Below are 20,334 nucleotides of genomic sequence, written 5' to 3' on the forward strand. Positions count from 1 at the left end.
GGACAAGCGCAGCTCCAGGCAACGCGCAGCGTTGACTGGAGCGGAGCGCCGATCCGGGACGACAGCGGTGGTCGGAGCTAAGCCCCGGCCTTGCAGGTGATCCCGCCGTCCACCACGAGCTCGATCCCCGTCACATATTTCGATTCGTCCGAGGCCAGGAACAGCGCAGCGTTGGCGACGTCGAAGGCGTCGCCCATGTGGCCCATCGGCACCTGCGCATCGCGAGCGCGCCACATCGCTTCGACATCGCCCTTGGCATAGCTGTTGGCGAGGCCGGCGGAATGCTCCACCATCGGTGTCTTCATCAGGCCGGGCAGGATCGCGTTCACCCGCACATGATGCCGCGCGAACTCGATCGCCGTGGTGCGCGTCATCTGGTTCATCGCCGCCTTGGAGGTGCCGTAGGTGACGTAGGAGATGCCCATGTGGCGGATCGAGGCGATCGAGGAGATGTTGATGATCGAGCCGCCGCCCTGCTTCACCATCACGGGAATGACGTGCTTCATGGCGAAATAGGCGCTCTTGAGGTTGACGCTGAAGACGCGGTCCCAGCTTTCCTCGGTCACCTCGACCACGCTTCCCATCTCGGCGATGCCGACATTGTTGTCGAGCACGTCGATGCGACCATAGGCCTTCAGGCATGCCGCCACCATCGCCTCGATCTCCGCAGGTCGCGAGACGTCGGCGGTGAACGCGGTCGCCCTGCCGCCCTCGCCGCTGATGATCTTTGCGGTGTCCTCGGCCGCAGCGCCGTTGCGGTCGACGCAAAACACCTGCGCGCCCTCGCGCGCGAAGGTCACTGCGGTCGCCTTGCCGTTGCCCCAGCCGGGCCCGATCGAGCCGGCCCCCACCACCATCGCAACCTTGCCCTTGAGCCGATCCATTGGGTTCTCCTTTGTTGTTCTTCTTGCAGCCCGGATGAGCGAAGCGATATCCGGGAACAATGGTCCCGCATATCGCTCCGCTCACGCGGGCTACGGACTCTCGCAAATCTTCATCGTCGTGACGTTAGCACCGATGGGATGCCCGACAATCTCCGACAGCGTCCGGCACTGTCCGTCATGGCACAGCCGCCATTCCCCGGCTGCACCCGAATTGCCGAGCACGACCTCCTGCATGGCTTCGCGCTTCGGTTGCCACTGAAACCAGCCGTCGACCAATCGCGCCTCGGGCGGCGGCTCCATGCCGGGCCCGGTGCCCTTGACGCGGGCCTGCACCAGTTCGAGACCGGCGGGCGTGACGCGCCAGTCTTCCTGCCAGTCGACCTTCGCGATCGAATGCGTCCATGCAAGCGTGAACGCGGACAGGGCCAGCGCCTTCACGCCGACGGCGGTTGCGAGGCAGAGACTCACACCGCCTCGACTGGCGCCGGGCGCTGCCGCCATTGCCACAACACGATCGCCGCAGCGAGCACGAAGCCCGCGGTGTCGCTGAACGGGAATTCGCCGAGCAGGCAGAACGCGGCGCCGAGCGCGACCAGGCGCTCGATCAGCGTCAGCCGCGTGAACAGGAAGCCGATCGCCACCATGCCGAACAGGCCGATCGCCACCAGTGCCTTCAGGCTCGCCAGCGCCACCGCGCCATAGAAGCCGAGCTTGGCTGCCATGGGATCGCCGGCTTGCAGCATCAAGGCCGGAGAATAGACGAAGATGAAGGGGATGACATAACCGGCGAGCGCGATGCGCATCGCCTCCCAACCGATCTTATCCGGATTCTCCTTCGCGATCGGCGCCGCCGCGAGCGCGGCGAGCGCCACCGGCGGCGAGAGGTCGGCCATGATGCCGTAGTAGAACGCGAACATGTGGCTTGCGATCAGCGGCACGCCAAGCTTGGCCAGCGCGGGCGCGGCGAGCGCGGCGGTGATGATGTAGGTCGGGATGGTCGGAATGCCGGTGCCGAGCAGGATCGACAGCAACATGGTCATGATCAGCGCCAGGAACAGGCTCTTCTCACCGAGGCCGATCACCCAGCCGCCGAAGATGGTGCCGACGCCGGTCTGCGACATCATGCCGATGATGACGCCGACGATGGCGCAGGCCATGCCGACGGTGATGGCGGATTTCGCGCTCTCGGCGAGCGCGTCGCGGCAGGCCCGCAGCGGGGCAAAGCCGCCGCGGACGAAGGCGGTGATCACGATCAATCCGACGACGACGCAAGCGACCGGCACGATCTGAAGGCCGTCGCGCGACAGCGCCGCGACGACGAGCGCAAGGCCGATCCAGAAGATGGTGCGGATTACGGTTGCCGATACGCCCGCCGTGATGCTGGTCCCCAGGATCAGCGCCACGGTCAGCGCGAGCCCCATGCTGCCGGCATAGAGCGGCGTGAAGCCCTCGAACAGCATGTAGACCAGGGCGGCGAGCGGCAGCACGAGGTACCAGCGCGTCACCAGGGCCTTCCAGGCGCTCGGGAGCTCCGAGCGCTTCATGCCGACGAGACCGTGCTTGCCGGCTTCCAGATGCACCATCCAGAAGGCCGAGGCGAAATACAGGATCGCAGGAATCGCCGCCGCCTTCACGATCTCCGAATATTGCACGCCGAGCGTCTCCGCCATGATGAAGGCGACCGCGCCCATCACCGGCGGCATGATCTGCCCGCCCATCGAGGCCGTCGCCTCGACGCCGGCGGCGAAGGCGCGGCGGTAGCCGAACTTGATCATCAGGGGAATCGTGAACTGGCCGACGGTCACCACATTGGCGACGCCGGAGCCGGAGATCGTGCCCATCATGCCCGAGGCGAACACTGCGACCTTGGCCGGTCCACCGCGCGTCCGGCCGAACAGGCCGAGCGAGACGTCGGTGAACAGCTGGATCATGCCGGCGCGCTCCAGGAACGAGCCGAACAGGATGAACAGGAAGATGTAGGTCGCCGAGACGTAGATCGGCACGCCGTAGAAGCCTTCGGTGCCGAACGACAGATGCGTGATGATCTGGTCGAAGTCGTAGCCGCGGTGATTGAGCGGCGACGGCAGATATTGGCCGAAGAACCAGTAGACGAGGCAGGCGCCGCACATCAACGGTAGCGCCGCGCCCATCAGGCGCCGCGTGCCTTCGAAGATCAGCACCGCCAGCAGCGTGCCGACCACGAGATCGAGCCGCGTCGGATCGCCGTCGCGCGCGATCAAATCGGCGTAGAAAATCCACTGGTAGAGGCCGCACAAGAAGCCGGCGCCGCCGATCACCCAGCCGAGCGCGCGGCCGAAATTGCTCCGCGCCGTGAAGTTCGCAATCAGACCGAAGGTGAGGAGAATGAGGAAGCCGACATGGACGCCGCGCACCACCTGGCTGGGCAGATAGTTGAAGGCGGCGACATAGAGCTGGAAGGAGGCAAAGGCGATGCCGATCCAATAGGCGAGCGCGCCCCACCCGCCCGGTCCGAACCCTTCCGGGAAACCGTGCTCGAAATTGTCGAACTCGACCTTGATGGGCGCAGCTTCAGCGCCCTCTGCCTGCAACATCGATATGTCCCCGCCCTGAAACCGTCATGCCCGGGCAGAAGCGCGTGTTCGCGCAGACGACCCGGGCATCAACACTCACTCCGTCATTCCGGGGCGCCCAAGGGCGAACCCGGAATCTCGAGATTCCGGGTTCGGCTCTGACGAGCCGCCCCGGAATGACGACGGAGAGCTGATTACTTGATCAGCCCTTTTTCCTTGTAATAGCGAATCGCGCCGGGGTGCAGCGGAACCGGGCTGCCGCTGGCCGCCGTCTCGAGCTTGATCTCCTTGCCGGCGGCATGCGCGTTGGCGAGTTCCGGCAGCGACTCGTAGACCAGCTTGGTCATCTGGTAGGCGAGATCGTCCGACACGGCCGAGCTGGTGACGAGGTAGTTCACGACGGCAGCGGTCGGCACGTCCTTGTCCTGGCCCGTATAGGTGTTGGCCGGAATGACCGCGGAGATGAAGGGCGGGCCGATCTTGTCGACGGTCTCCTTTGGCACCGACACCACGGTGATCGGGCTCGAGGTCGAAAGGTCCTTCAGCGAGGCGACGCCGAGACCGGCCGATTGCAGCGTCGCTGCGAGCTGGCGGTTCTTCATGAGATCGACGGATTCGGCGAACGGCAGATATTCGACCTTGCCGAGATCCTTGTAGCTCATGCCGGCCGCGCTGAGGATCGCGCGCGAGTTCAGCTCGGTGCCCGACTTCGGCGCACCGACAGAGAGGCTCTTGCCCTTGAGGTCGGCCAGCGTCTTGATGCCGGACTCAGTGGTGGCGACGATCTGGATGTAGTTCGGATAGATCGCGCCGATGGTGCGCAGCTTGTCGAGCTTGGTCTTGAAGCCCGCCTCCTCCTCGCCATCCCAGGCAGCCTTCAGCGAGTCGCCCAGCGTGAACGCCAGCTCGCCGCGGCCCTGCTGCAGCAGGATCAAATTCTCGACCGACGCCTTGGTGGCCTGCACCTGCGTCTTCACGTTCGGGATCTTGTCGCCGTAGATTTTTCCGATCGCGACCCCGAGCGGATAGTAGACGCCGGAGGTGCCGCCGGTCAGCACGTTGATGAAGGATTGCGCCTGCGCGCAAGGTGCCGACGCCGCCAGAGCAAGAGCCGCGGCCACGCCGAAAAACGTCCGTTTCATGATTTTCTGTACTCCCCAAACCGGCGGCGAAATTGGCCGGATGAGGCGGGCCGGTCAACCCATCCAAAAGACAAAACAGGACTGCGGCCGATCCGGCTCTATTCTTGGGAACCGGAAGGTGCGGCGAGGTGGCGCAGCGAGGGGATTTGCGTGAGACTTACCCCCGCATGCCGCGGGCTCGCTCACCTCTCCCGCTTGCGGGAGAGGTCGGATCGCGCAAGCGATCCGGGTGAGGGCTTTCACCTCTGGGGATCGTCCCGATACGGAGGCACCCTCTCCCCAGCCCTCCCCGGCAGGCGGGGGAGGGAGCGCACCGTCTACGCAGTGGCGATCGAGCGCTGTCTCACTGGAACGTCATGTCCAGGCACTTGGAGATGTCGGAGCCGAGGCCGGAGGAGATGGTGATGCAGCCGCGCACCTTCTGCGCGCCGACGTCGGCGGCCCACACCGAATAGCCGCCGGGACCGAAAAACGAGTTGGTGTTCGGCGGCTCTGTCTCGGTGGCGTCGAAATCATACTTGCCGTCGGTCTCGAAGATCCGCGGCTTCTTGGTGCAGCCGCCGTCGGTCTGGACGTTGATGACTTCCTTGTTGTCGCGGGTCAGCGCCAGCGAAACCTGGCAGCGGAAATATTCCGACGTCTTGGTGTTGAACAGATAGGTGTAGGATTTGCAGGTCGCCGTGTTCAGCTTGCCCGGGGCGAGGCCGCGGCTGCACGAAATGCGCTGGTTGTGGCTGAGCTGGTAGTCGTCGGCCCGGGCGGCCGGCGCCAGCGCCGTCAACGACAATGCAGCAGCCCAGCAAAATTCGATCACATGGCGCATCCGAATCATCCCCACCAATAATTTTGTCGAGTTGCGTTCTAGACGGAAAGCGGAACATAGTCGCGAGGGGACGAAGGGAAAATCACAAACTGCTGGGCAAGACGTGAACCGCTGCGGCGCTTTCGCAAATTGACCGGGACGCATCGTTCGTGATTTGTTCAACCTTGAAATGTCCCGACCGTGGGAGGATGGGATGACGGCATTTTCAATCAAGACATTTGCAACCGCAACTGCGCTCGTCGCATTGGCGACGCCCGCCTTGGCGCAAACCGCAGCGATGCCTTGGGAGCTCAAGCCCGATACGGGCTATGCCTACGACCGGGATGGCAAGACCTATTCCTACAAGATGGGCACCAGCAATGCCGGCGAGCTCCTGAAGGGCGCCAAGAAGGTGCCGAGGGGCACGCTGTTCTTCATCGGCCATAACGGCCAGCTCTACATGCGCAGCGGCCCCTATCTCGAAGGCGACGGCAAGTTCAAGTTCGGACCGGATCAGTAGGGGCCACGGTCAGAGCGCGCTCCCTCGCCCGGTTCTTACGGGGAGAGGGTTAGGGTGAGGGTTCTCTCTCCACGCATCAGATTGTCGAGGGACCTGTACCCCCTCACCCGGATTGCATCTGACGATGCAATCCGACCTCTCCCGCAAGCGGGGAGAGGTGAAGAAAGCGCCAGCGGAGCTAGAACGCGCCCGCCAGCTCCCTTGCGCCGGGCTTGCCGCTGTTGACGTCCATCCGCTCATCCGTCACGGCGAGCAGCTTGGCCACCGTGTTGTGGCGGATCGCGACCGGATTGCGCTCGTAGCCGCCGCGCTGGAAGAAGTTCGAGGTCGGCACCTGCTCGCGCATCGCCTGCGGCATCGTCACCATGTCGAGGCCGGTGCCGTCGCCGGTGAGGTTCATCATCTCGAGCTCGGCGGCGGTCAGAGGACGGGTGTAGCCCTTGGCGCGGGCGAACAGCACCGACGTCAGCAGCTTGTGGGTCTGCAGCATGGGGCCGACATCGATGTCCAGCACCATGGCATGCATGGCCCAGCCCTGCGCGGTGTTGCCGATCTTCTCGTGCTCCGACCAGGTGTCGGGCACCGCCTTGGCATGCGCCACCATCTTCTTCAGAACAGTGAGCTTGTGCTCGAGTGACTGGCGCGCCGGTCCCGACATGCGCGCCACCTTCTCGGAGAGCGCACGAACCAGCTCATGACCCTGCTCGGCCAGTAGCTCGACGCTGTTGGTGGTCAGGAGCTGGTTGTAGCCTATCGCGGTCGAGATCGCGCGTTTGCCGCCATGCTCGATTCCCGCCTGCACGTCGTGACTCCCGGTACCGCCGGTCTCGAACGAATAGACCCGCACGGCCTGCTCCCGCGTCAGCCCGGAGGCGAGCGCGTAGCGCGCATAGGCGCGCTTGAACTCGAGCTCAGTCGTGGGGCGCTGCGGCGTGAACTGGTAGAGCTCCTGCGCCGCGCGCAGGAAATCGGCAACGACAGGAATCGGCTTGCGGGGCGGCCGGTCCGGCGTTTCCTCCGGTTCGGGATTCACCGGCTTCTTCGGCCCGGTGTAAAGCGGCGGATGCTCCAGCACGTAATCATCGAGCGTGATCTGCTGCCCGCTGCGCCGCTTGGCGTTGCGGCCTTTCCGCTTCTCCGAGATCTGGTTCCAATAGGCACCGGCCTCGGCGTCAAAGGCCGCGCGCGCCGCCTGGTACTCCGCAAGCTTGCGGCGATATTCCAGCACGGCGGGCGAAGCGCCCGCACTTGGCGCGAAGAACTGCGACAGCAACTGCGCATTGGCATTGCGGACGGCCGGCGGCAACGCGTCGGCTTCGCCGCCGCTTGCGGCGGGTGTAATCAGGACAAGCGCAAGTGGAACCAGCGCCCATGTGTTTCGAATCGATCGATGCATGCCGCCCTCTTAGCAGGCATCCGGTAACCGTCACGTTAACGCGCCGTTTACCATCACGTCCACGCAAACACCGGCTGTTCCAGCTCAGTGACGCGGGTGTGCCGCCCCGCCAGCACCTCACGGAACTGATAGATCAGGGCCGCGGTCGGCGCGTGGATCAGGCTCATCTGGTGATGGAAGCGAATCACGCGGCGGGTGCTTTCGGGGATCGCGGTGAAATCGAAGGCGTCGTCGCGCTCGATCGTGTCGAGCGCGATGCGATGGACGGAAGCGACCTCGTCCGGGTTCGGCGTGATCGCGGCGCTGTCGGCTGCCCAGACCACGACGGGCGTGATCAGATAGCCGGAGCGGGTCGGATAATCGTCGAGCAGGCCGAGCACCGCGTCGGCCGAGAGCTTGAGCGCGAGCTCCTCGTCGAGCTCGCGCAGCGCGGCCTCGACCGGCGTCTCGCCGGCATCGCAGCGTCCGCCGGGCAGCGCCCATTGGCCGCGATGCGCGCGCAGGTGTGAGGCGCGCCTGGTGAGCAGGAAAGCCGTGTCGTCGCCGTCACTGGATTGCGTCAGCGCCAGCACCACCGCGGCGCGCTTCAGCGCCGACGGCTCGGCCCCGTCGGGCAGCCGCGCGAAGGAGGCGCAGGCCTCCGCGATATTCCGTCTGGTGGCATCGCCGAAAGGTCTCATGATGCTTGACTACACCAGGACCGCATCTGATGAAACGAGGAGAGACAGCGTTGCAGGGATGGACGGAGAGATGACGAGCAAGGCCGCCGCAAGGCTGAAATCGGAGGGCTGGAGCATCCTGGAGACCACGGGCTTCCTGCACCTGATCGGCCCGTTGTGGCAGCGCAAGGTCGACGGCCAATACGAATTCGCGCTCGCGACCGAAGACAAGCATCACAACCGCCGCGGCATGGTCCAGGGCGGCGTGATGATGACTTTCGCCGATCGCACCTGCGGTATGACCGCCCGTCACGTCTCCGGCAAGGAGTACATGGCGACGGTGCAGCTCGACACCCATTTCGTCGAGGCCGGCCAGATCGGCGACATCCTGATCTCCCGCCCGCGCGTGGTGCGCTCGACCCGCAGCCTGATCTTCATGAGCACCGAGGTGACGGTGGATGATCGCTGCATCGTGATGGCGAACGGCGTGTTCAAAATCTTGAAGGGCCCGGGGTAGCGGGCGATCAGGCCTGCTACCCGCAGCGACCCCACACCACTGTCATTCCCCGCGAAGGCGGGGAATCCAGTCCGCCGTGGCCTCTCGATCAATCACAACTGTCTCGGAGTACTGGATCGTCCGCCTTCGCGGGCGATGACACTGAATATCGGGCACAAGCGTGCCCACCGTTATTGCGAGCCAACGGGTCCGCGCGAAACGCGGCCCGATGACAGGCTCCGCGGAGCAATCCAGAATCCCTCCCCAGACCCATCTCTGGATTGCTTCGCTGCGCTCGCAATGACGGACGTTGCTGGCTATGCTGCCGTCCACCAACATCGAGGACTCGCTCATGCAATTCCGCCAGCTCGGCCGCAGCGGCCTGAAAGTGTCGCCGATTTGCCTGGGCACCATGATGTTCGGCGGGCCGACGGATGAAGCCGCGTCAAAGCGGATCATCGACAAGGCGCGCGGCGCCGGCATCAACTTCATCGACACCGCCGACGCCTATTCGAAGGGCGCATCCGAAGAGGTGGTCGGCCGTGCGATCGCGAGCAACCGCGACGCCTGGGTGCTCGCCACCAAGCTCGCAAACCCCATGGGTGATGATCCCAATCGCGGCGGGCTGTCGCGGCGCTGGGTGCTGCAGGCCGCCGACGAGAGCCTGAAGCGGCTCGGCACCGATCACATCGACATCTACTACCTGCACAAGGAAGATCATGCGACGCCGCTGGAGGAAACGGTGCGCGCGATGGGCGATCTGATCCGCGCAGGCAAGGTGCGCTATTTCGGCGTCTCGAACTACCGCGCCTGGCGCGTCGCCGAGATCTGCAACATCTGCGATCGCCTCGGCATCGACCGGCCCGCGGTGAGCCAACCCTATTACAACGCCATGAACCGCATGCCCGAGGTCGAGCACTTTCCGGCCTGCTCCTACTACGGGCTCGGCATCGTCCCCTACAGCCCGCTGGCGCGCGGGGTGCTCACCGGTAAGTACAAGGTGGATGCGGCTCCCGACAAGGAGACCCGCGCCGGCCGCAACGACACCCGCATGATGCAGACGGAATGGCGGCCCGAATCGCTGCGGCTCGCGCAGGAGATCAAGGCGCACGCCGAGAAGAACGGCATCACCGCAGGCCAATTCGCCGTCGCCTGGGTGCTCAACTCCGCCTTCGTCTCGTCGGTGATCGCCGGTCCGCGCACCGAGGAGCAATGGGACGGCTACATCGGCGCGCTCGACTACCGCTTCACCGCGGAGGACGAGGCGCTGATCGATCGCCTGGTCGTGCCAGGTCATCCCTCGACGCCGGGCTACAACGATCCCGCCTATCCGATCGAAGGCCGCCGCGCGCGGACGGCGTGAACTTTCGGAGACGACGATGGCACACGAGGACCGCTACGGCCTGCCGCTCTCCACCGCATCCGATGCGGCTGCCGGCGCCTATCGCGACGGCGTCGACCTCATGCTCTCCGGCTGGACCGGCACGGCAGAGACGCTGGAGCGCGCGATTGCGGCCGACCCCGACTTCGCGCTGGCCCATATCGCCCGCGCCCGCGTGCACGCCTTCTACCAGCAGGGCGATCTGGCACGGCAGAAGGCGGCGCGAGCGCGCGAGCTGGTCGCCAGGCGCGGCACGGAGCGCGAGCGCGCGCATGTCGAGGCGCTGGCGCTGGCGATCGAAGGCCGGCTGCCAGACGCGATCGCATCGACCCTGAAGCACATCGAGAGCTGGCCGCGCGATGCCGTGGTGCTGTCGCTGCCGCTCGGCGCGTTCGGCCTGTTCGCCTTCTCCGGCATGGCGGACCACGACCGCGCGCGGCACGAGCTGTGCGAACGCGTCGCGCAGCACTATGGCGAGGACTGGTGGTTTCTCACCATGGCCGGCTGGGCAATGACCGAGAACGGCGACGTCGCGCGCGGCCGCGCCGTCACCGAGCGCGGCTTCGGCCTCCGCCGAGCCAATGCCCATGCCGCGCACGCGGTGCTGCATGCGATGTTCGAGGACGGCTCGATCGAGGCGGCCGATCGCCTCGTCGACGACTGGATAACGGGCTACGACCGCGCCGGGATCCTGCACGGCCATATCCGCTGGCACCAGGCGCTCGGTGCGCTCGAGCATGGCGATGCGGCGCGCGCGCTGTCGATCTATTCCGACGTGCTCCAGCCGTCAGTCACGCAGGCGCCGCCGCTCAACGTCATCACCGACGCCGCCTCGCTGCTGTGGCGCCTCTCGGCTTATGGCCACAGCGTGCCGCGGGCGCTGTGGCTTGACGCCGACGCCGCCGCCCAAAAACTGTTTCCGAAGTCGAGCCTATCCTTCGCGGATGTCCACATGGCGCTGTTCGCGGCGGCGACGCAAGACCGCGCCGCGCTCAGCACGCGCCTTGCGACCATCGAGCAGCGGCTCGCCGAAGGTAAGCTGCCGGCCGGGCCCGTGGTGCCGGCGATCTTCCGTGCGCTGGCGGCCTTTGCCGATGAGGATTACGCCTCCTGCGCGCAAACACTCGCGCCTGTCCTTGGGGAAGTCGTGCGGATCGGCGGCAGCCATGCCCAGCGCGAGCTGATCGAGGACACTTACATCGTCGCGCTCATGCGCAGCGGCGAGTTGCCCCGTGCCCGGGCCCTGCTGGACGCCCGCCTGCACCGCCGGCCTTCGCTTCGCGATACGCGCTGGCAGGCGGCAACGGGCTAGCTTTGCCACGAAAAAAACACCAGTCTGACGGCAAGTGCCGGCCGGACGGGGCAAGCGATTGGGCGAATCGCCGGTGGGGGTGTGACGCGGTGGTATTCCAGGCGGGTGTTGCAGAACAAACGGGATCGCAACCAATTTGCGGTTCGATGGTTATGGTGCGGGAGTTTCCCGCCGCCGCGGCCCCCTGGCACACGAGCCTGACCATGCGCCTCTGCCGACCGGTCCTCGCCGTCTTGGCCATCACCTTGGCAAGTCCTTGGGCAAGTCCTTGTTTTGCCGAAACTTCCGAACCGATCCGGGTCAACAATGCGCCGGCGCAGCAGACCGCCTTCATCGACCTGTTGGCGCTGATGTCCGGCCATTGCAAGACGTTCAAGGTCGCCGGCCGCACCTTTGGCTGCAAGACGGTGGCCTATGCCCATGGCGACACGGGCCGGGTCAATTTCGCCGTTGCGGTCGACGATCCCTCCGACGACAGCCACGTCGTGTCGTTCTCCGGCGAGAACGGCAAGCGCGCCGATGACAATTCCTACGAGTTGCCGATTGACCGTATGCTGCTCAACTCCAAGGACCGGCCCAGGGTCGACGGCCTGCCGGTGCCGGCCGAGCAGACCTCCACCGGCGTCTGCCGCCAGACCGGCAACTTCGCTGCCAGGAAGGTGAACGACGTGACCTGTTCGGCGACCGACGACCAAGGCCGTCGATATGAACTGCTGTTCGTCTCCGACGGTAGGCCGGTGAGCGTGCGCCGCATCCGGCAATCGGCTCCGTCGATCCAGGACCCGTTCAAGTAGCCGTCACGCGAACGCCTTTTCCAGCGTGGCGAAGATCACCGCGAGCGACTTGTCGTGCCGCGTCACCGGCGGCACCGGACGATCGATCTTCATCAGCTGATAGACCGCCATCTGCGCCGCACGCACCGAATATTCGACGGTGAACACGACGTCGTCGGGGATTTCGACGAACTGGCTGACGAAAGCGAGGTTGACCGAACTCTTCGGCACCGGCAGCGGCCGGTCGGAGAGACGGCGCGGCATGAACATGCTGGTGATGTAGGGCATGCGGCAGGGGATGCAGATCGCGTCCTCGAACACCTCGGAATCGAAGTTCAGGTGGCCGCACAGCTCTTTCAAGATGTCCGCGCCGCCGCAATCGGACATCGGCTTGCCGACGAAGTTTCCGACGCGGTCGGGATGCAGCGCATAACCCCAGAACACCTGCACGTTCTTCGGCTGTCCCACGAAATGCGGCTGATGATAGAGCACGACCGACATCAGCCAGTTGGAATCCTTGAACGTCACCAGGCCGCCCGTGCCGGCCCTGTTGCCGGAGAACGCCTCCATCCGGTCGAAGAAGAGCGGATCGCGGCAGGTGACGGTGAAGGACAGCCAATAGGATTCGGGGATAGAACGATTGAAGGCGGCGGGATTGCCGAATTCGGGTCGTCCCTCCGCGATCGTCTCCCACAGCGCCCAGCCCTGACTGTCCTTCTTGGTCAGGCGCGGCGGCGGCTCGGTCATCGTGCCGAGGCTCGAGGCGTCCGTCATCGAGCCGTTCTGGAAGAATACGAGATCGCCGTCCTCGAGCCGGACATTGGCGAGGCGGCCGTCGCGATCGAGCACGAGCTGGCGCACCCGCAAGCGCCCGCCCTCGCTTTCGATCGCCATGTCGGTGACGCGCGTGCCGCGCACGAACTGCACCCCCTGCCGCTTCAGCCAGTCGGCCAGCGGCCGCACGATCGCGTCATACTGATTGTAGACGGTGCGCTTGACGCCGCCGAGCGTCTCGATGCGCGGAAACTCGCTCATGAAGCGGTGCAGATAGCGCTTCAGCTCGACCGCGCTGTGCCAGGGCTGGAACGCGAAGGTGGTCTGCCACATGTACCAGAAATTCGATTCAAAGAATCCGGGCGACAACCAGTCGGTGATGCGGCTGTTGCCGAGCGCCTCCTCCGACGCCTCGGTGAGCCGCAGCAGCTCGAGCCGGTCGCGCGCGGAGAAGCCCATATGCGAGACGTCGATTTTGAAGCGGTTGCGGTCGACCAGACGTGCCCTGGAGTGCGCGGGATTCTCCAAATTGAACGCGACTGTCTCGTCGCGCACGCTGAGGCCGGGATGTTCGAGCGAGGGAATGCCGGAGAGCAGATCCCAGGTGCATTCGTAATGGTCGGTGGTGAGCATGCGCCCGCCGCGCAGCGAATAGGCGCCGTTCGCAAGCAGCGCGCCGTCGAGGCTGCCGCCGACCAGGGGCTGCGCCTCGTAGATCACGATGTCACGCCCTGCCTGCTGCGCGTCGCGGATCAGGAACGCTGCGCCCGCGAGCGATCCGATGCCACCGCCGATGAAATACGCCTTCATGATTTGCCTCGATTGCCGTGCGAACTCTCTCCGGCAACATTGCCTGCGGAGGCGGCGGCCGATGTTGCGCTGGATCAAGCGCGGCGACGCCAGGGTTCAAGAGGAAGTGAGCGCCTTGCCAGGGGGCGCCGAGACATTCGCCTTCTTCGCATAGATGTGTTCGATCTCGTCTGCGAAGCGGCGTTCGAGCGCGGGGCGCTTGTTCTTCAGCGTCGGCGTAAGCAGGCCCGCAGCGATGGTCCACGGATCGAGCGTCCACCACACCGCGCGCGGCGTCGCGTAGGACGGATAGGCCTTCACAGCCGCCGCTATTCGCGCCAGCAGCGCGGCCCGTTCCGCCGCACCGCCTTGCCGGCCGCTCGCCGCCAGCCTTTCCTTCTCCTGCACCCAGGCCTTGGCGTTGAGCACGACCAGCGCGGCGAGGAACGGCCGCTGTTCACCGACCACCAGCGCCTGCTCGAACAGCGGATCGGTGAGGATCGCCGTTTCCAGATCGACCGGCGCGATCTTCTCGCCGGTCGAGGTGACCAGAATGTCCTTGATGCGACCGGTGATGGTGATGCGCCCGCTCGCGATGCGGGCCTGGTCGCCGGTATGCAGCCAGCCGTCGGGGTCCTTGACGCGGCGCGTCTCCTCCGGCTTGCGCCAATAGCCGAGCATCACGCTGGGGCCGCGCACCAGCAACTCGTCGTTCTCGCCTAGCTTGACCTCGATGCCGTCGAGAACGTGGCCGACCGAGCGCGGATCGTTGTCCTCGACGGTGTTGACCGAGACCACCGGCGAGGTCTCGGTCATGCCGTAGCCCTGGAGCACGTCGAGGCCGAGCGCGAGAAACAGGCGGATAACGGGCTCCGCGATCGGCGCCCCGCCGGAGACCGCAACGCGCAGGCGCCCGCCGAGCTGTGCCAGCACCTTGTCGACGACCAGCCGCTTCAGGAGCGGCCAGGCCAGCCGGTCGAGCGGCGACAGCACGCCGCGCCCCTGCCGCGCGTCGAAACGTCGCCCGCCGACGGCGATCGTGAGATCGAGCAGCGCGCGCTCGATGGCGCCGGCTGACGCGCGATGCTGCATGATCAGCGCGTAGACGCGCTCGTAGATCCGCGGCACCGAGACCAGCACGGTCGGCCGCACGTGCCTCAGATCCTCCGCGAGCTGCGGCACCGAGCGGGCATAGGCGACACAGGCGCCGACTGCGATCGGGTAATAATAGCCGCCGGTGCGCTCGAAGGTGTGCGAGAGCGGCAGGAAGGACAGGAAGACGTCGTGCGGTTCGGCGCTGATCCGGCGCGCGATCGCCTTCACATTGGCGACGACGTTGCCATGCGACAGCATCACGCCCTTTGGCCGCCCGGTCGTGCCCGACGTGTAGACGATGGCGGCGAGATCATCCGGCGCGACCGCGACGTCGGGCAGCGGCGCGGTGGCGCCGGGTGCGTGCGCAAGCCAGTGGTCGAGCCCGACAATGCGCCCATCCGGCGTGATGAGCCCGCTCGCATCCGCGCAGACGACGCGCTTGAGATGGTCGAGCGGCTGGCCGGTCGCCACGATCCCCTGCCAGCGCTCCAGCGTATCGACGAACAAGAGCAGCGCACCGGAATCGACGAGGACGTAAGCGATGCTGTCGGGGTTATCGACGGCATGCATCGGCACCGGCACAAGGCCGCGCGACAGCGCCGCCTGGTCCATCGCGATATGCGCAATTCCGTTCGGCATCAGGATGGCGACGCGCTCACCCGGCGCGAGCGCCTCCGCGGCGAGCGCCCGCCGCCACAGCTCGAATTCGGCATCGATCTCGTGCCAGGACTGGCTGACCCAGCGCTGCGCGGCCGTATCGAAATGGCGATAGGCCTCTCCCGCCGGGGTCGCCTTGACGCGCCAGCGCAGCAGCTCGGGCAGCGTCCTGATTCCGGCAAGCCCGTCCGGTTGACTCGTCGGCTCCGGCATGGCGTTCTCTCGCATCTCGTCGATTCCAGACCATTTGGTGGCTGGACACTAGTCCCGCCAGCTCTGGCCGCTTTGATCCTCAGCAAGACGGCCATGCTTCGGAGCGACCCATGACGCGCGACCGTCTGTTTCTGCTGCGCCCAGGCTTTGCTGATCCGGCTTTTCCGGGGCGCCTGTTCTATTGCTGGCATTGCGCGCTGATCGAGGGCGTGCTGGCCTCGTTTCCGCAGCTCGCCGCCAGGCTTGACGTCGAGCGAATCCCGTGGCCGCGCCCGCGGCAGCCGGTGATCGCACTACTCGGCGAGCAGAATCAGTCGCTGCCGCTGCTGGTGCTCCAGGACGGATCGACCTCGCCGCACCAGACCGGCAGCCATGAAGGCCGCGCCTTCATTGCCGACAAGGACGCAATCCTCACCGCACTTTCCGAACGCCACGGTTTTCCCGATCCGCATCCGTGACAAATAACTCGCGCAATTCTTGTATCGCGGACTCGGAAGGAGCGGAGCGCATCCGAGGCAGATCGTCGCGAAACGAGGGAAGATCGTCATTGCGCGCCGTCCCTGCCGCCTCGCATATTGGCTTCCACGACCCGCCGAAAGCTCCGACCATGACCAGCTCCCTGCCCGCCCTCATCGTCATCGACGTCCAGCGCGCGTTCGACGAATGGGAGGCGGCGGGCAAGCGACGCAACAATCCGGACGCGGTGGCGCGGATCGCCGATCTGCTGCAGGCGTTCAGGGCGCGCGGCGCGCCGATCTTCCACATCCGTCATGAAGGCACGAAGCCCAATTCGTCGTTTCTGCCGTCGCGTTCCGGCTATGTCGTCAAGGACGAGGCGCGCGAGCGTCCCGGCGAGACGGTGATCGTCAAGCGCGTCAACAGCGCCTTCATCGGCACCGATCTGGAAGCGCGCCTGCGCGCGACCGGCATCGGCACGCTCGTGATCTGCGGCGCCACCACCAATCATTGCGTGGAGACGACGACGCGGATGGCCGGCAATCTCGGCTTCGACGCACGCCTGGTACGCGATGCGACATGGACGTTCGAGCGCATCGGGCCCGATGGCGACGCGCACTCCGCCGAGGCGATCCATGCGATGACGCTGTCGAACCTCAACGGCGAATTCGCCCGCATCGTGACCACCGGCGAGGTGATCGCGTCATTCGCGGCCAAGTGATGGCAGCAATGCGATCGACGCCGATGCTGCGACAATAAATCTCACGACGCAGGATCATTCGCCGGCGAATCGCACGCACGCTGCGTCGTTTCGACGCCCGTAACTTGCTGGAACACAGCCGACGCCCATCTGTTGTCACAGGACATTCAACTGGAGTGATGACATGAAGTATCTCATCGTCGCGATGGCCGTCGGAGCCGCGGCGCTTGCCGGCGGATCGGTGGCGAACGCGGCCAGCAATTCAAGCGCGAAGCAGAACGCTCCGGCCGGCCAATCGACCGACATCAGCGCGCAGCACCGGCACCACCATGGCCATCGCCATCATCACTGGCGACACCATCACCACCATCACGGCTACTACCGTCCGCACTACCGGAACTACGGATATTACCCGCGGCATCACGGCTATTACGGCGGCGGACCGTATGGATATTACGGCGGCCCCAGCGTGACATTCGGCTTCGGCGGCAGCCGCTGGTAAGCGACGAGGCCCGCAAGCATGCGGGCCTTTTTCTTGACGACATCGCGACCGTCACGGCCGGACTTGAGGAGCAGCTATCCCCGCAGGATCAATCCGGCCGTCTCCAGCCCGCTCGCGAGCGCGGCTTCGACCGTGCCCATGTCGCGGCCGCGATAGAGCGCCTCGCCTGAAAACGACACCAAGCCGTCGGCTCGCGCCAGAATCGCCTGAGCCTCGCGCGTCCGCGGCGTCGCCCAGGAATAGGCACCGCGGGCGAAGGGATCGTGCGCCCAGTTGGTCGCCGCGGAGGCCACGAGCTCGCGCGCGATATCCTTGCGCGCCAGCTTGAAGATGGCCGCGAGCGAATCGAGCCCGGCCTCGATCAGTGCTTGCGGATCGAGGCTTTCCAGCTCCACCGTGCGCGGGCCGCCGAACCAGCCGGTGAGCACGGCATGCCGGCTCGGATGTTGCGTCCACCACACCGGGATCGTCCGGTCGGACAACAGGAAGGTCATGGCTGCGAGCTCCGGCTGCCGCTCACGCCACCATGGCCGCGCAAAGCGCAGCAGGATCTTGACGACATTGCCGAAGCCGATGTCGTCCGTTGCAGCAAGCTTCGCAGCCGCGCTCGCCGGCAGCGCAATCTCGCGCAGCAGCGGCAGCGGCACGGTGAGGATGACGCGATCGCAGCCATGCACGGCACCGTCCGCGCAACGCACGGCCACGGCCTCGCCTTGCTCCTCGATCGCCGACACAACGCATCCCAAGCGAAACACGACATAATGCCGGCGGCACTCGGCCGCCAGGAAGTCGATCATCGTCCCGTAGCCGCCAATGATACGCGCCTGCGGCGCGTGGCCGCCGTCCATCCATTCCTCGCGCAGCGCCAGCGTCGAGGCGCGCTCGGGGTGGGCCGCGTCATAGCCCTCGACCATCCGCTCGATCGAATGGCGCATCGATGCATACTCATCCCCGGCAAAATGCCGGCGCATGAACTCGGCAACGGTGAGATCGTCCTTCAAATTCCTCAGCACGGCCTGAAGCTCGGCCTCGTGGGGATCGTCGCGCTGCTCGCGCGAGAGCCTCGTCCCGTCAGAGCTCCACTGCTCCCCTTCGATCTCCTGAAGCGACAGCCCGGCCTCGCGCAGCAGTCGACGCGTGACCGGCGCCTCGCCATGGACGAATTCGGCGCCGCCCTCGGCGGGATAGCCGAACTCCGAGGCCGGCAGCGGATGGATGCGGCCCCCGCAGCGCTGGCGCGCCTCGAGGACCGTCACCTTCCGGCCGGCACGCGCCAGCTCGCGCGCCGCCATCAAGCCGGCCGCGCCGGCGCCGACGATGACGATATGCTCCATTGTTTTCGGCATGACCGCGCTTTACCGGCTCGCGGCTTGCGGATCGTTCTTGATCAGATAGCGCAGCAGCAGGACGCCGCCGCCGAGATCCCGCGTGCTCTCCAGCGTCATCGCAGCGATCGGCGCGCGCTTGTCGCGATCGGCTTCCGTCGAGTCGAACACGAAAGGCGCGCCCGTCGCGCCGTCGAGCGCGGGGCTGAGGATGAGGTTGAACTCGTCGATCAGGCCGGCACGCAGGAACGCGCCATTGGCGACGCCCCCGCCCTCCACCAGGAGACGCTTCACGCCGAGCTCGCGGTTGAGGATGTCCAGCGTCAGCACCAGATCGATCTCGGACTTGCCGGCAAAGATGTAGGACACGCCCTCGCCGCGCAGCCCTGCGAGATGCGAATCCGGCACGCTTTCGGTCAGCACCACGACGATCGGGTCGCCGCCGATGTCGGAGCGCCCCCAGCTGATCTTGCCCTGCGCATCGAGCACGACGCCGTAGCTCTTGACATCGGGTGTCTTTGCATCGCGCCAGGCGAACCAGTTCTGGCGCGGAAACGTCTCGTCCGTCGTCGCAGGATAAGGCTTGCCCTTGGCGAACTCCGACCCGGTGACGCGGCCGATCACCCAGGCATCGCCGCCGAGTTCGTCGTGGATCTTCTCGAACCAGTCCGTGCCCGCCCCCTTCGGACGCCAGCGGCTGGGATGGGTGCGGCCGTCCAGGCTGGAATGCATCAGGCAAATGACGTAGGGCTTCATGGAACTCTCCCGATGGCGCTCAGGCCGCCGTTCCACTGCCGCCATCGCTCTTGGCGCGCTCGTTGACGATCACCGTGAGCGGATTGGGCTTCGGCGGCGCGACCAGCTGCAGCGTGTTGGTGTCGCGATGATTGAACGGCGCGCCGCGCACGAACAACTCGGTCTGGATCAGATAGGTCCAGCTGCCGTCATCGTTGAAGCTGATGTCGCAGCGGTAGGAGTCGGTGCGGAAAGCTTGTTCCAGAAAATCGGTCGAGCAGATGCCGTAGGCGGTGTCGCCGCGCTTGGCGGTAACCGCAATCTTCTTGTCGTTCGGCCCGGCCTTGCCCGAGGCCAGCAGCACCTGCCCGCGCGGTATCGCCAGCGTCTGCAGGATCAGCCCGGTCGCGGGCTCCCACAGCCAATAGCCAACCTGGTCATGGAAGGTGATGTCTTCCTCGGGCGTGTTGATGTGGATGTGATAGCGCAGCCCGTAAAAAAGCTGCGGGCCATTGGCCTGCGGATCGATCGGATCCATACGGATGCGCTCGATGAAGGTCCGCCGCTCCGGCCCCTCCGCCTTCGGATTGATGTCGATGCCCTTGTCCGCCTGCCAGTGGCCGGCGAGGTGCCGCAGCGGGCCGAGATTGGCAAGGCCGTCGGGCGAGACGTCCTCGGGCTCGGTGAAGATGTCGGCGGGAATGGGCAGCATGGCGTCCTCGCGCGAAGTTGCAGGGGAACAGCCATAGCATGACGGCGGGAACCTTGCGCCTGCTCAGGCCTCACAATCGCGAATGGACATCGGCGTTGTGCGCGGGGCGATTGTCGGGCGTTTAGAGAAGATCGTACATTGCGTGTCGCAGTAACATCTCTCCGGAATGAGGGAGCGCCGGCATCAAATCGATCTCGTCAGACGAGCAAGATCGCTGACGCTCCCCGTGTCGCCCAGGGCTATCGCATATGGCTTTGTGGCGGGGCCTGAGCAAGCGCCTCTCCTTCAAGACGCCCGCTTCGCGGTCTCCTCAGGATGAGGCTGAACTGTATCGGTGTCCGCTGAAAGTGCTGTCGTGCACTCCGTCCTCATCCTAAAGGGCCCGCCAAGGGCGGGCGTCTCGAAGGATGCGCCACAGGCAACCGCACTCATATGCGATAGCCCCGCCGTGTGACCGGA

General features: G+C 65.8%; 20 protein-coding genes. 8 read left to right on the top strand and 12 right to left on the bottom strand.

The window, feature by feature from the left end; all coding sequences use genetic code 11:
* Positions 1-77: 77 nt before the first annotated feature.
* From P6U31_RS33495 to P6U31_RS33515, 5 genes are all read right to left on the bottom strand, one after another.
* Positions 78-884: an SDR family NAD(P)-dependent oxidoreductase gene (locus tag P6U31_RS33495; protein WP_407185875.1), complete on the bottom strand. Its 807-nt coding sequence runs from the start codon at positions 882-884 to the stop codon at positions 78-80.
* A gap of 90 nt (positions 885-974) precedes the next feature.
* The gene (locus tag P6U31_RS33500) at positions 975-1,385 is read right to left on the bottom strand and encodes a DUF1850 domain-containing protein (RefSeq protein WP_407185876.1); all 411 of its coding nucleotides are present in this window, start codon (positions 1,383-1,385) and stop codon (positions 975-977) included.
* Positions 1,349-3,457 carry a TRAP transporter permease gene (locus P6U31_RS33505; RefSeq protein WP_407185877.1) on the bottom strand — a complete coding sequence of 703 codons (2,109 nt, stop codon included), beginning with the start codon at positions 3,455-3,457 and terminating at the stop codon, positions 1,349-1,351. Before P6U31_RS33505 ends, P6U31_RS33500 begins: the two co-directional genes overlap by 37 nt.
* A gap of 173 nt (positions 3,458-3,630) precedes the next feature.
* Positions 3,631-4,578 carry a TAXI family TRAP transporter solute-binding subunit gene (locus tag P6U31_RS33510; RefSeq protein ID WP_407185878.1) on the bottom strand — a complete coding sequence of 316 codons (948 nt, stop codon included), beginning with the start codon at positions 4,576-4,578 and terminating at the stop codon, positions 3,631-3,633.
* 343 nt (positions 4,579-4,921) lie between these two features.
* Positions 4,922-5,401, bottom strand: coding sequence for a hypothetical protein (locus P6U31_RS33515; protein ID WP_407185879.1), 480 nt, complete (start codon positions 5,399-5,401; stop codon positions 4,922-4,924).
* A 193-nt stretch (positions 5,402-5,594) separates the two neighbouring features.
* On the opposite strand from P6U31_RS33515, the gene P6U31_RS33520 reads away from it, so the two are divergent.
* Positions 5,595-5,900: a hypothetical protein gene (locus P6U31_RS33520; RefSeq protein WP_407185880.1), complete on the top strand. Its 306-nt coding sequence runs from the start codon at positions 5,595-5,597 to the stop codon at positions 5,898-5,900.
* 178 nt (positions 5,901-6,078) lie between these two features.
* Here the strand turns inward: P6U31_RS33520 and P6U31_RS33525 are convergent, their stop codons facing one another.
* Positions 6,079-7,296 carry a hypothetical protein gene (locus P6U31_RS33525; protein ID WP_407185881.1) on the bottom strand — a complete coding sequence of 406 codons (1,218 nt, stop codon included), beginning with the start codon at positions 7,294-7,296 and terminating at the stop codon, positions 6,079-6,081.
* A gap of 53 nt (positions 7,297-7,349) precedes the next feature.
* On the bottom strand, positions 7,350-7,976 hold the full coding sequence (locus P6U31_RS33530) for an NUDIX hydrolase (protein ID WP_407185882.1): 627 nt from the start codon (positions 7,974-7,976) through the stop codon (positions 7,350-7,352).
* 70 nt (positions 7,977-8,046) lie between these two features.
* Here P6U31_RS33530 and P6U31_RS33535 point away from each other — a divergent pair, with 70 nt between their 5' ends.
* From P6U31_RS33535 to P6U31_RS33550, 4 genes are all read left to right on the top strand, one after another.
* A complete protein-coding gene (locus P6U31_RS33535) occupies positions 8,047-8,472 on the top strand; it encodes a PaaI family thioesterase (protein WP_407185883.1) in 426 nt (141 codons plus the stop codon).
* Positions 8,473-8,803: 331 nt separating this feature from the next.
* Positions 8,804-9,814, top strand: a complete 1,011-nt coding sequence (locus tag P6U31_RS33540) for an aldo/keto reductase (protein WP_407185884.1) — start codon at positions 8,804-8,806, stop codon at positions 9,812-9,814.
* Between the two features lie 16 nt (positions 9,815-9,830).
* A complete protein-coding gene (locus P6U31_RS33545; protein WP_407185885.1) occupies positions 9,831-11,144 on the top strand; it encodes a tetratricopeptide repeat protein in 1,314 nt (437 codons plus the stop codon).
* A 203-nt stretch (positions 11,145-11,347) separates the two neighbouring features.
* On the top strand, positions 11,348-11,938 hold the full coding sequence (locus P6U31_RS33550; RefSeq protein WP_407185886.1) for a hypothetical protein: 591 nt from the start codon (positions 11,348-11,350) through the stop codon (positions 11,936-11,938).
* Between the two features lie 3 nt (positions 11,939-11,941).
* On the opposite strand, the gene P6U31_RS33555 is transcribed toward P6U31_RS33550, so the two are convergent.
* Together P6U31_RS33555 and P6U31_RS33560 are read right to left on the bottom strand one after the other, a co-directional pair.
* The gene (locus P6U31_RS33555) at positions 11,942-13,501 is read right to left on the bottom strand and encodes an oleate hydratase (RefSeq protein ID WP_407185887.1); all 1,560 of its coding nucleotides are present in this window, start codon (positions 13,499-13,501) and stop codon (positions 11,942-11,944) included.
* A gap of 96 nt (positions 13,502-13,597) precedes the next feature.
* Positions 13,598-15,445 carry an AMP-dependent synthetase/ligase gene (locus tag P6U31_RS33560; protein WP_407185888.1) on the bottom strand — a complete coding sequence of 616 codons (1,848 nt, stop codon included), beginning with the start codon at positions 15,443-15,445 and terminating at the stop codon, positions 13,598-13,600.
* Between the two features lie 110 nt (positions 15,446-15,555).
* Here P6U31_RS33560 and P6U31_RS33565 point away from each other — a divergent pair, with 110 nt between their 5' ends.
* The 3 genes from P6U31_RS33565 (at position 15,556) to P6U31_RS33575 (ending at position 17,103) form a co-directional block, all read left to right on the top strand.
* Positions 15,556-15,903 (top strand): DUF3088 domain-containing protein, encoded by a 348-nt coding sequence (locus tag P6U31_RS33565; protein ID WP_407185889.1) that lies wholly within the window; start codon positions 15,556-15,558, stop codon positions 15,901-15,903.
* Positions 15,904-16,052: 149 nt separating this feature from the next.
* Positions 16,053-16,622, top strand: a complete 570-nt coding sequence (locus tag P6U31_RS33570) for a cysteine hydrolase family protein (RefSeq protein WP_407185890.1) — start codon at positions 16,053-16,055, stop codon at positions 16,620-16,622.
* Between the two features lie 163 nt (positions 16,623-16,785).
* Positions 16,786-17,103 carry a hypothetical protein gene (locus P6U31_RS33575; protein WP_407185891.1) on the top strand — a complete coding sequence of 106 codons (318 nt, stop codon included), beginning with the start codon at positions 16,786-16,788 and terminating at the stop codon, positions 17,101-17,103.
* A gap of 74 nt (positions 17,104-17,177) precedes the next feature.
* Here P6U31_RS33575 and P6U31_RS33580 read toward each other — a convergent pair whose 3' ends face one another.
* The 3 genes from P6U31_RS33580 to P6U31_RS33590 are packed head-to-tail and all read right to left on the bottom strand — an operon-like array spanning position 17,178 to position 19,875.
* Positions 17,178-18,449 (bottom strand): flavin monoamine oxidase family protein, encoded by a 1,272-nt coding sequence (locus P6U31_RS33580; RefSeq protein WP_407185892.1) that lies wholly within the window; start codon positions 18,447-18,449, stop codon positions 17,178-17,180.
* 9 nt (positions 18,450-18,458) lie between these two features.
* A complete protein-coding gene (locus tag P6U31_RS33585) occupies positions 18,459-19,184 on the bottom strand; it encodes a RibD family protein (protein WP_407185893.1) in 726 nt (241 codons plus the stop codon).
* A 19-nt stretch (positions 19,185-19,203) separates the two neighbouring features.
* Positions 19,204-19,875: an FABP family protein gene (locus P6U31_RS33590; protein ID WP_407185894.1), complete on the bottom strand. Its 672-nt coding sequence runs from the start codon at positions 19,873-19,875 to the stop codon at positions 19,204-19,206.
* Between the last annotated feature and the right edge of the window lie 459 nt (positions 19,876-20,334).

Source organism: Bradyrhizobium centrosematis (assembly GCF_045571495.1).
Classification (GTDB): Bacteria; Pseudomonadota; Alphaproteobacteria; order Rhizobiales; family Xanthobacteraceae; genus Bradyrhizobium; species Bradyrhizobium centrosematis.

Bases quoted from the DNA above. Each gene is read 5' to 3' on its own strand.
- P6U31_RS33505 (WP_407185877.1), bottom strand. From the start codon at position 3,457: ATGTTGCAGGCAGAGGGCGCTGAAGCTGCGCCCATCAAGGTCGAGTTC.
- P6U31_RS33515 (WP_407185879.1), bottom strand. From the start codon at position 5,401: ATGCGCCATGTGATCGAATTTTGCTGGGCTGCTGCATTGTCGTTGACG.
- P6U31_RS33585 (WP_407185893.1), bottom strand. From the start codon at position 19,184: ATGAAGCCCTACGTCATTTGCCTGATGCATTCCAGCCTGGACGGCCGC.
- P6U31_RS33560 (WP_407185888.1), bottom strand. From the start codon at position 15,445: ATGCCGGAGCCGACGAGTCAACCGGACGGGCTTGCCGGAATCAGGACG.
- P6U31_RS33565 (WP_407185889.1), top strand. From the start codon at position 15,556: ATGACGCGCGACCGTCTGTTTCTGCTGCGCCCAGGCTTTGCTGATCCG.
- P6U31_RS33575 (WP_407185891.1), top strand. From the start codon at position 16,786: ATGAAGTATCTCATCGTCGCGATGGCCGTCGGAGCCGCGGCGCTTGCC.
- P6U31_RS33550 (WP_407185886.1), top strand. From the start codon at position 11,348: ATGCGCCTCTGCCGACCGGTCCTCGCCGTCTTGGCCATCACCTTGGCA.
- P6U31_RS33530 (WP_407185882.1), bottom strand. From the start codon at position 7,976: ATGAGACCTTTCGGCGATGCCACCAGACGGAATATCGCGGAGGCCTGC.
- P6U31_RS33525 (WP_407185881.1), bottom strand. From the start codon at position 7,296: ATGCATCGATCGATTCGAAACACATGGGCGCTGGTTCCACTTGCGCTT.
- P6U31_RS33520 (WP_407185880.1), top strand. From the start codon at position 5,595: ATGACGGCATTTTCAATCAAGACATTTGCAACCGCAACTGCGCTCGTC.
- P6U31_RS33555 (WP_407185887.1), bottom strand. From the start codon at position 13,501: ATGAAGGCGTATTTCATCGGCGGTGGCATCGGATCGCTCGCGGGCGCA.
- P6U31_RS33590 (WP_407185894.1), bottom strand. From the start codon at position 19,875: ATGCTGCCCATTCCCGCCGACATCTTCACCGAGCCCGAGGACGTCTCG.
- P6U31_RS33510 (WP_407185878.1), bottom strand. From the start codon at position 4,578: ATGAAACGGACGTTTTTCGGCGTGGCCGCGGCTCTTGCTCTGGCGGCG.
- P6U31_RS33570 (WP_407185890.1), top strand. From the start codon at position 16,053: ATGACCAGCTCCCTGCCCGCCCTCATCGTCATCGACGTCCAGCGCGCG.
- P6U31_RS33540 (WP_407185884.1), top strand. From the start codon at position 8,804: ATGCAATTCCGCCAGCTCGGCCGCAGCGGCCTGAAAGTGTCGCCGATT.
- P6U31_RS33535 (WP_407185883.1), top strand. From the start codon at position 8,047: ATGACGAGCAAGGCCGCCGCAAGGCTGAAATCGGAGGGCTGGAGCATC.
- P6U31_RS33545 (WP_407185885.1), top strand. From the start codon at position 9,831: ATGGCACACGAGGACCGCTACGGCCTGCCGCTCTCCACCGCATCCGAT.
- P6U31_RS33580 (WP_407185892.1), bottom strand. From the start codon at position 18,449: ATGCCGAAAACAATGGAGCATATCGTCATCGTCGGCGCCGGCGCGGCC.
- P6U31_RS33500 (WP_407185876.1), bottom strand. From the start codon at position 1,385: ATGGCGGCAGCGCCCGGCGCCAGTCGAGGCGGTGTGAGTCTCTGCCTC.
- P6U31_RS33495 (WP_407185875.1), bottom strand. From the start codon at position 884: ATGGATCGGCTCAAGGGCAAGGTTGCGATGGTGGTGGGGGCCGGCTCG.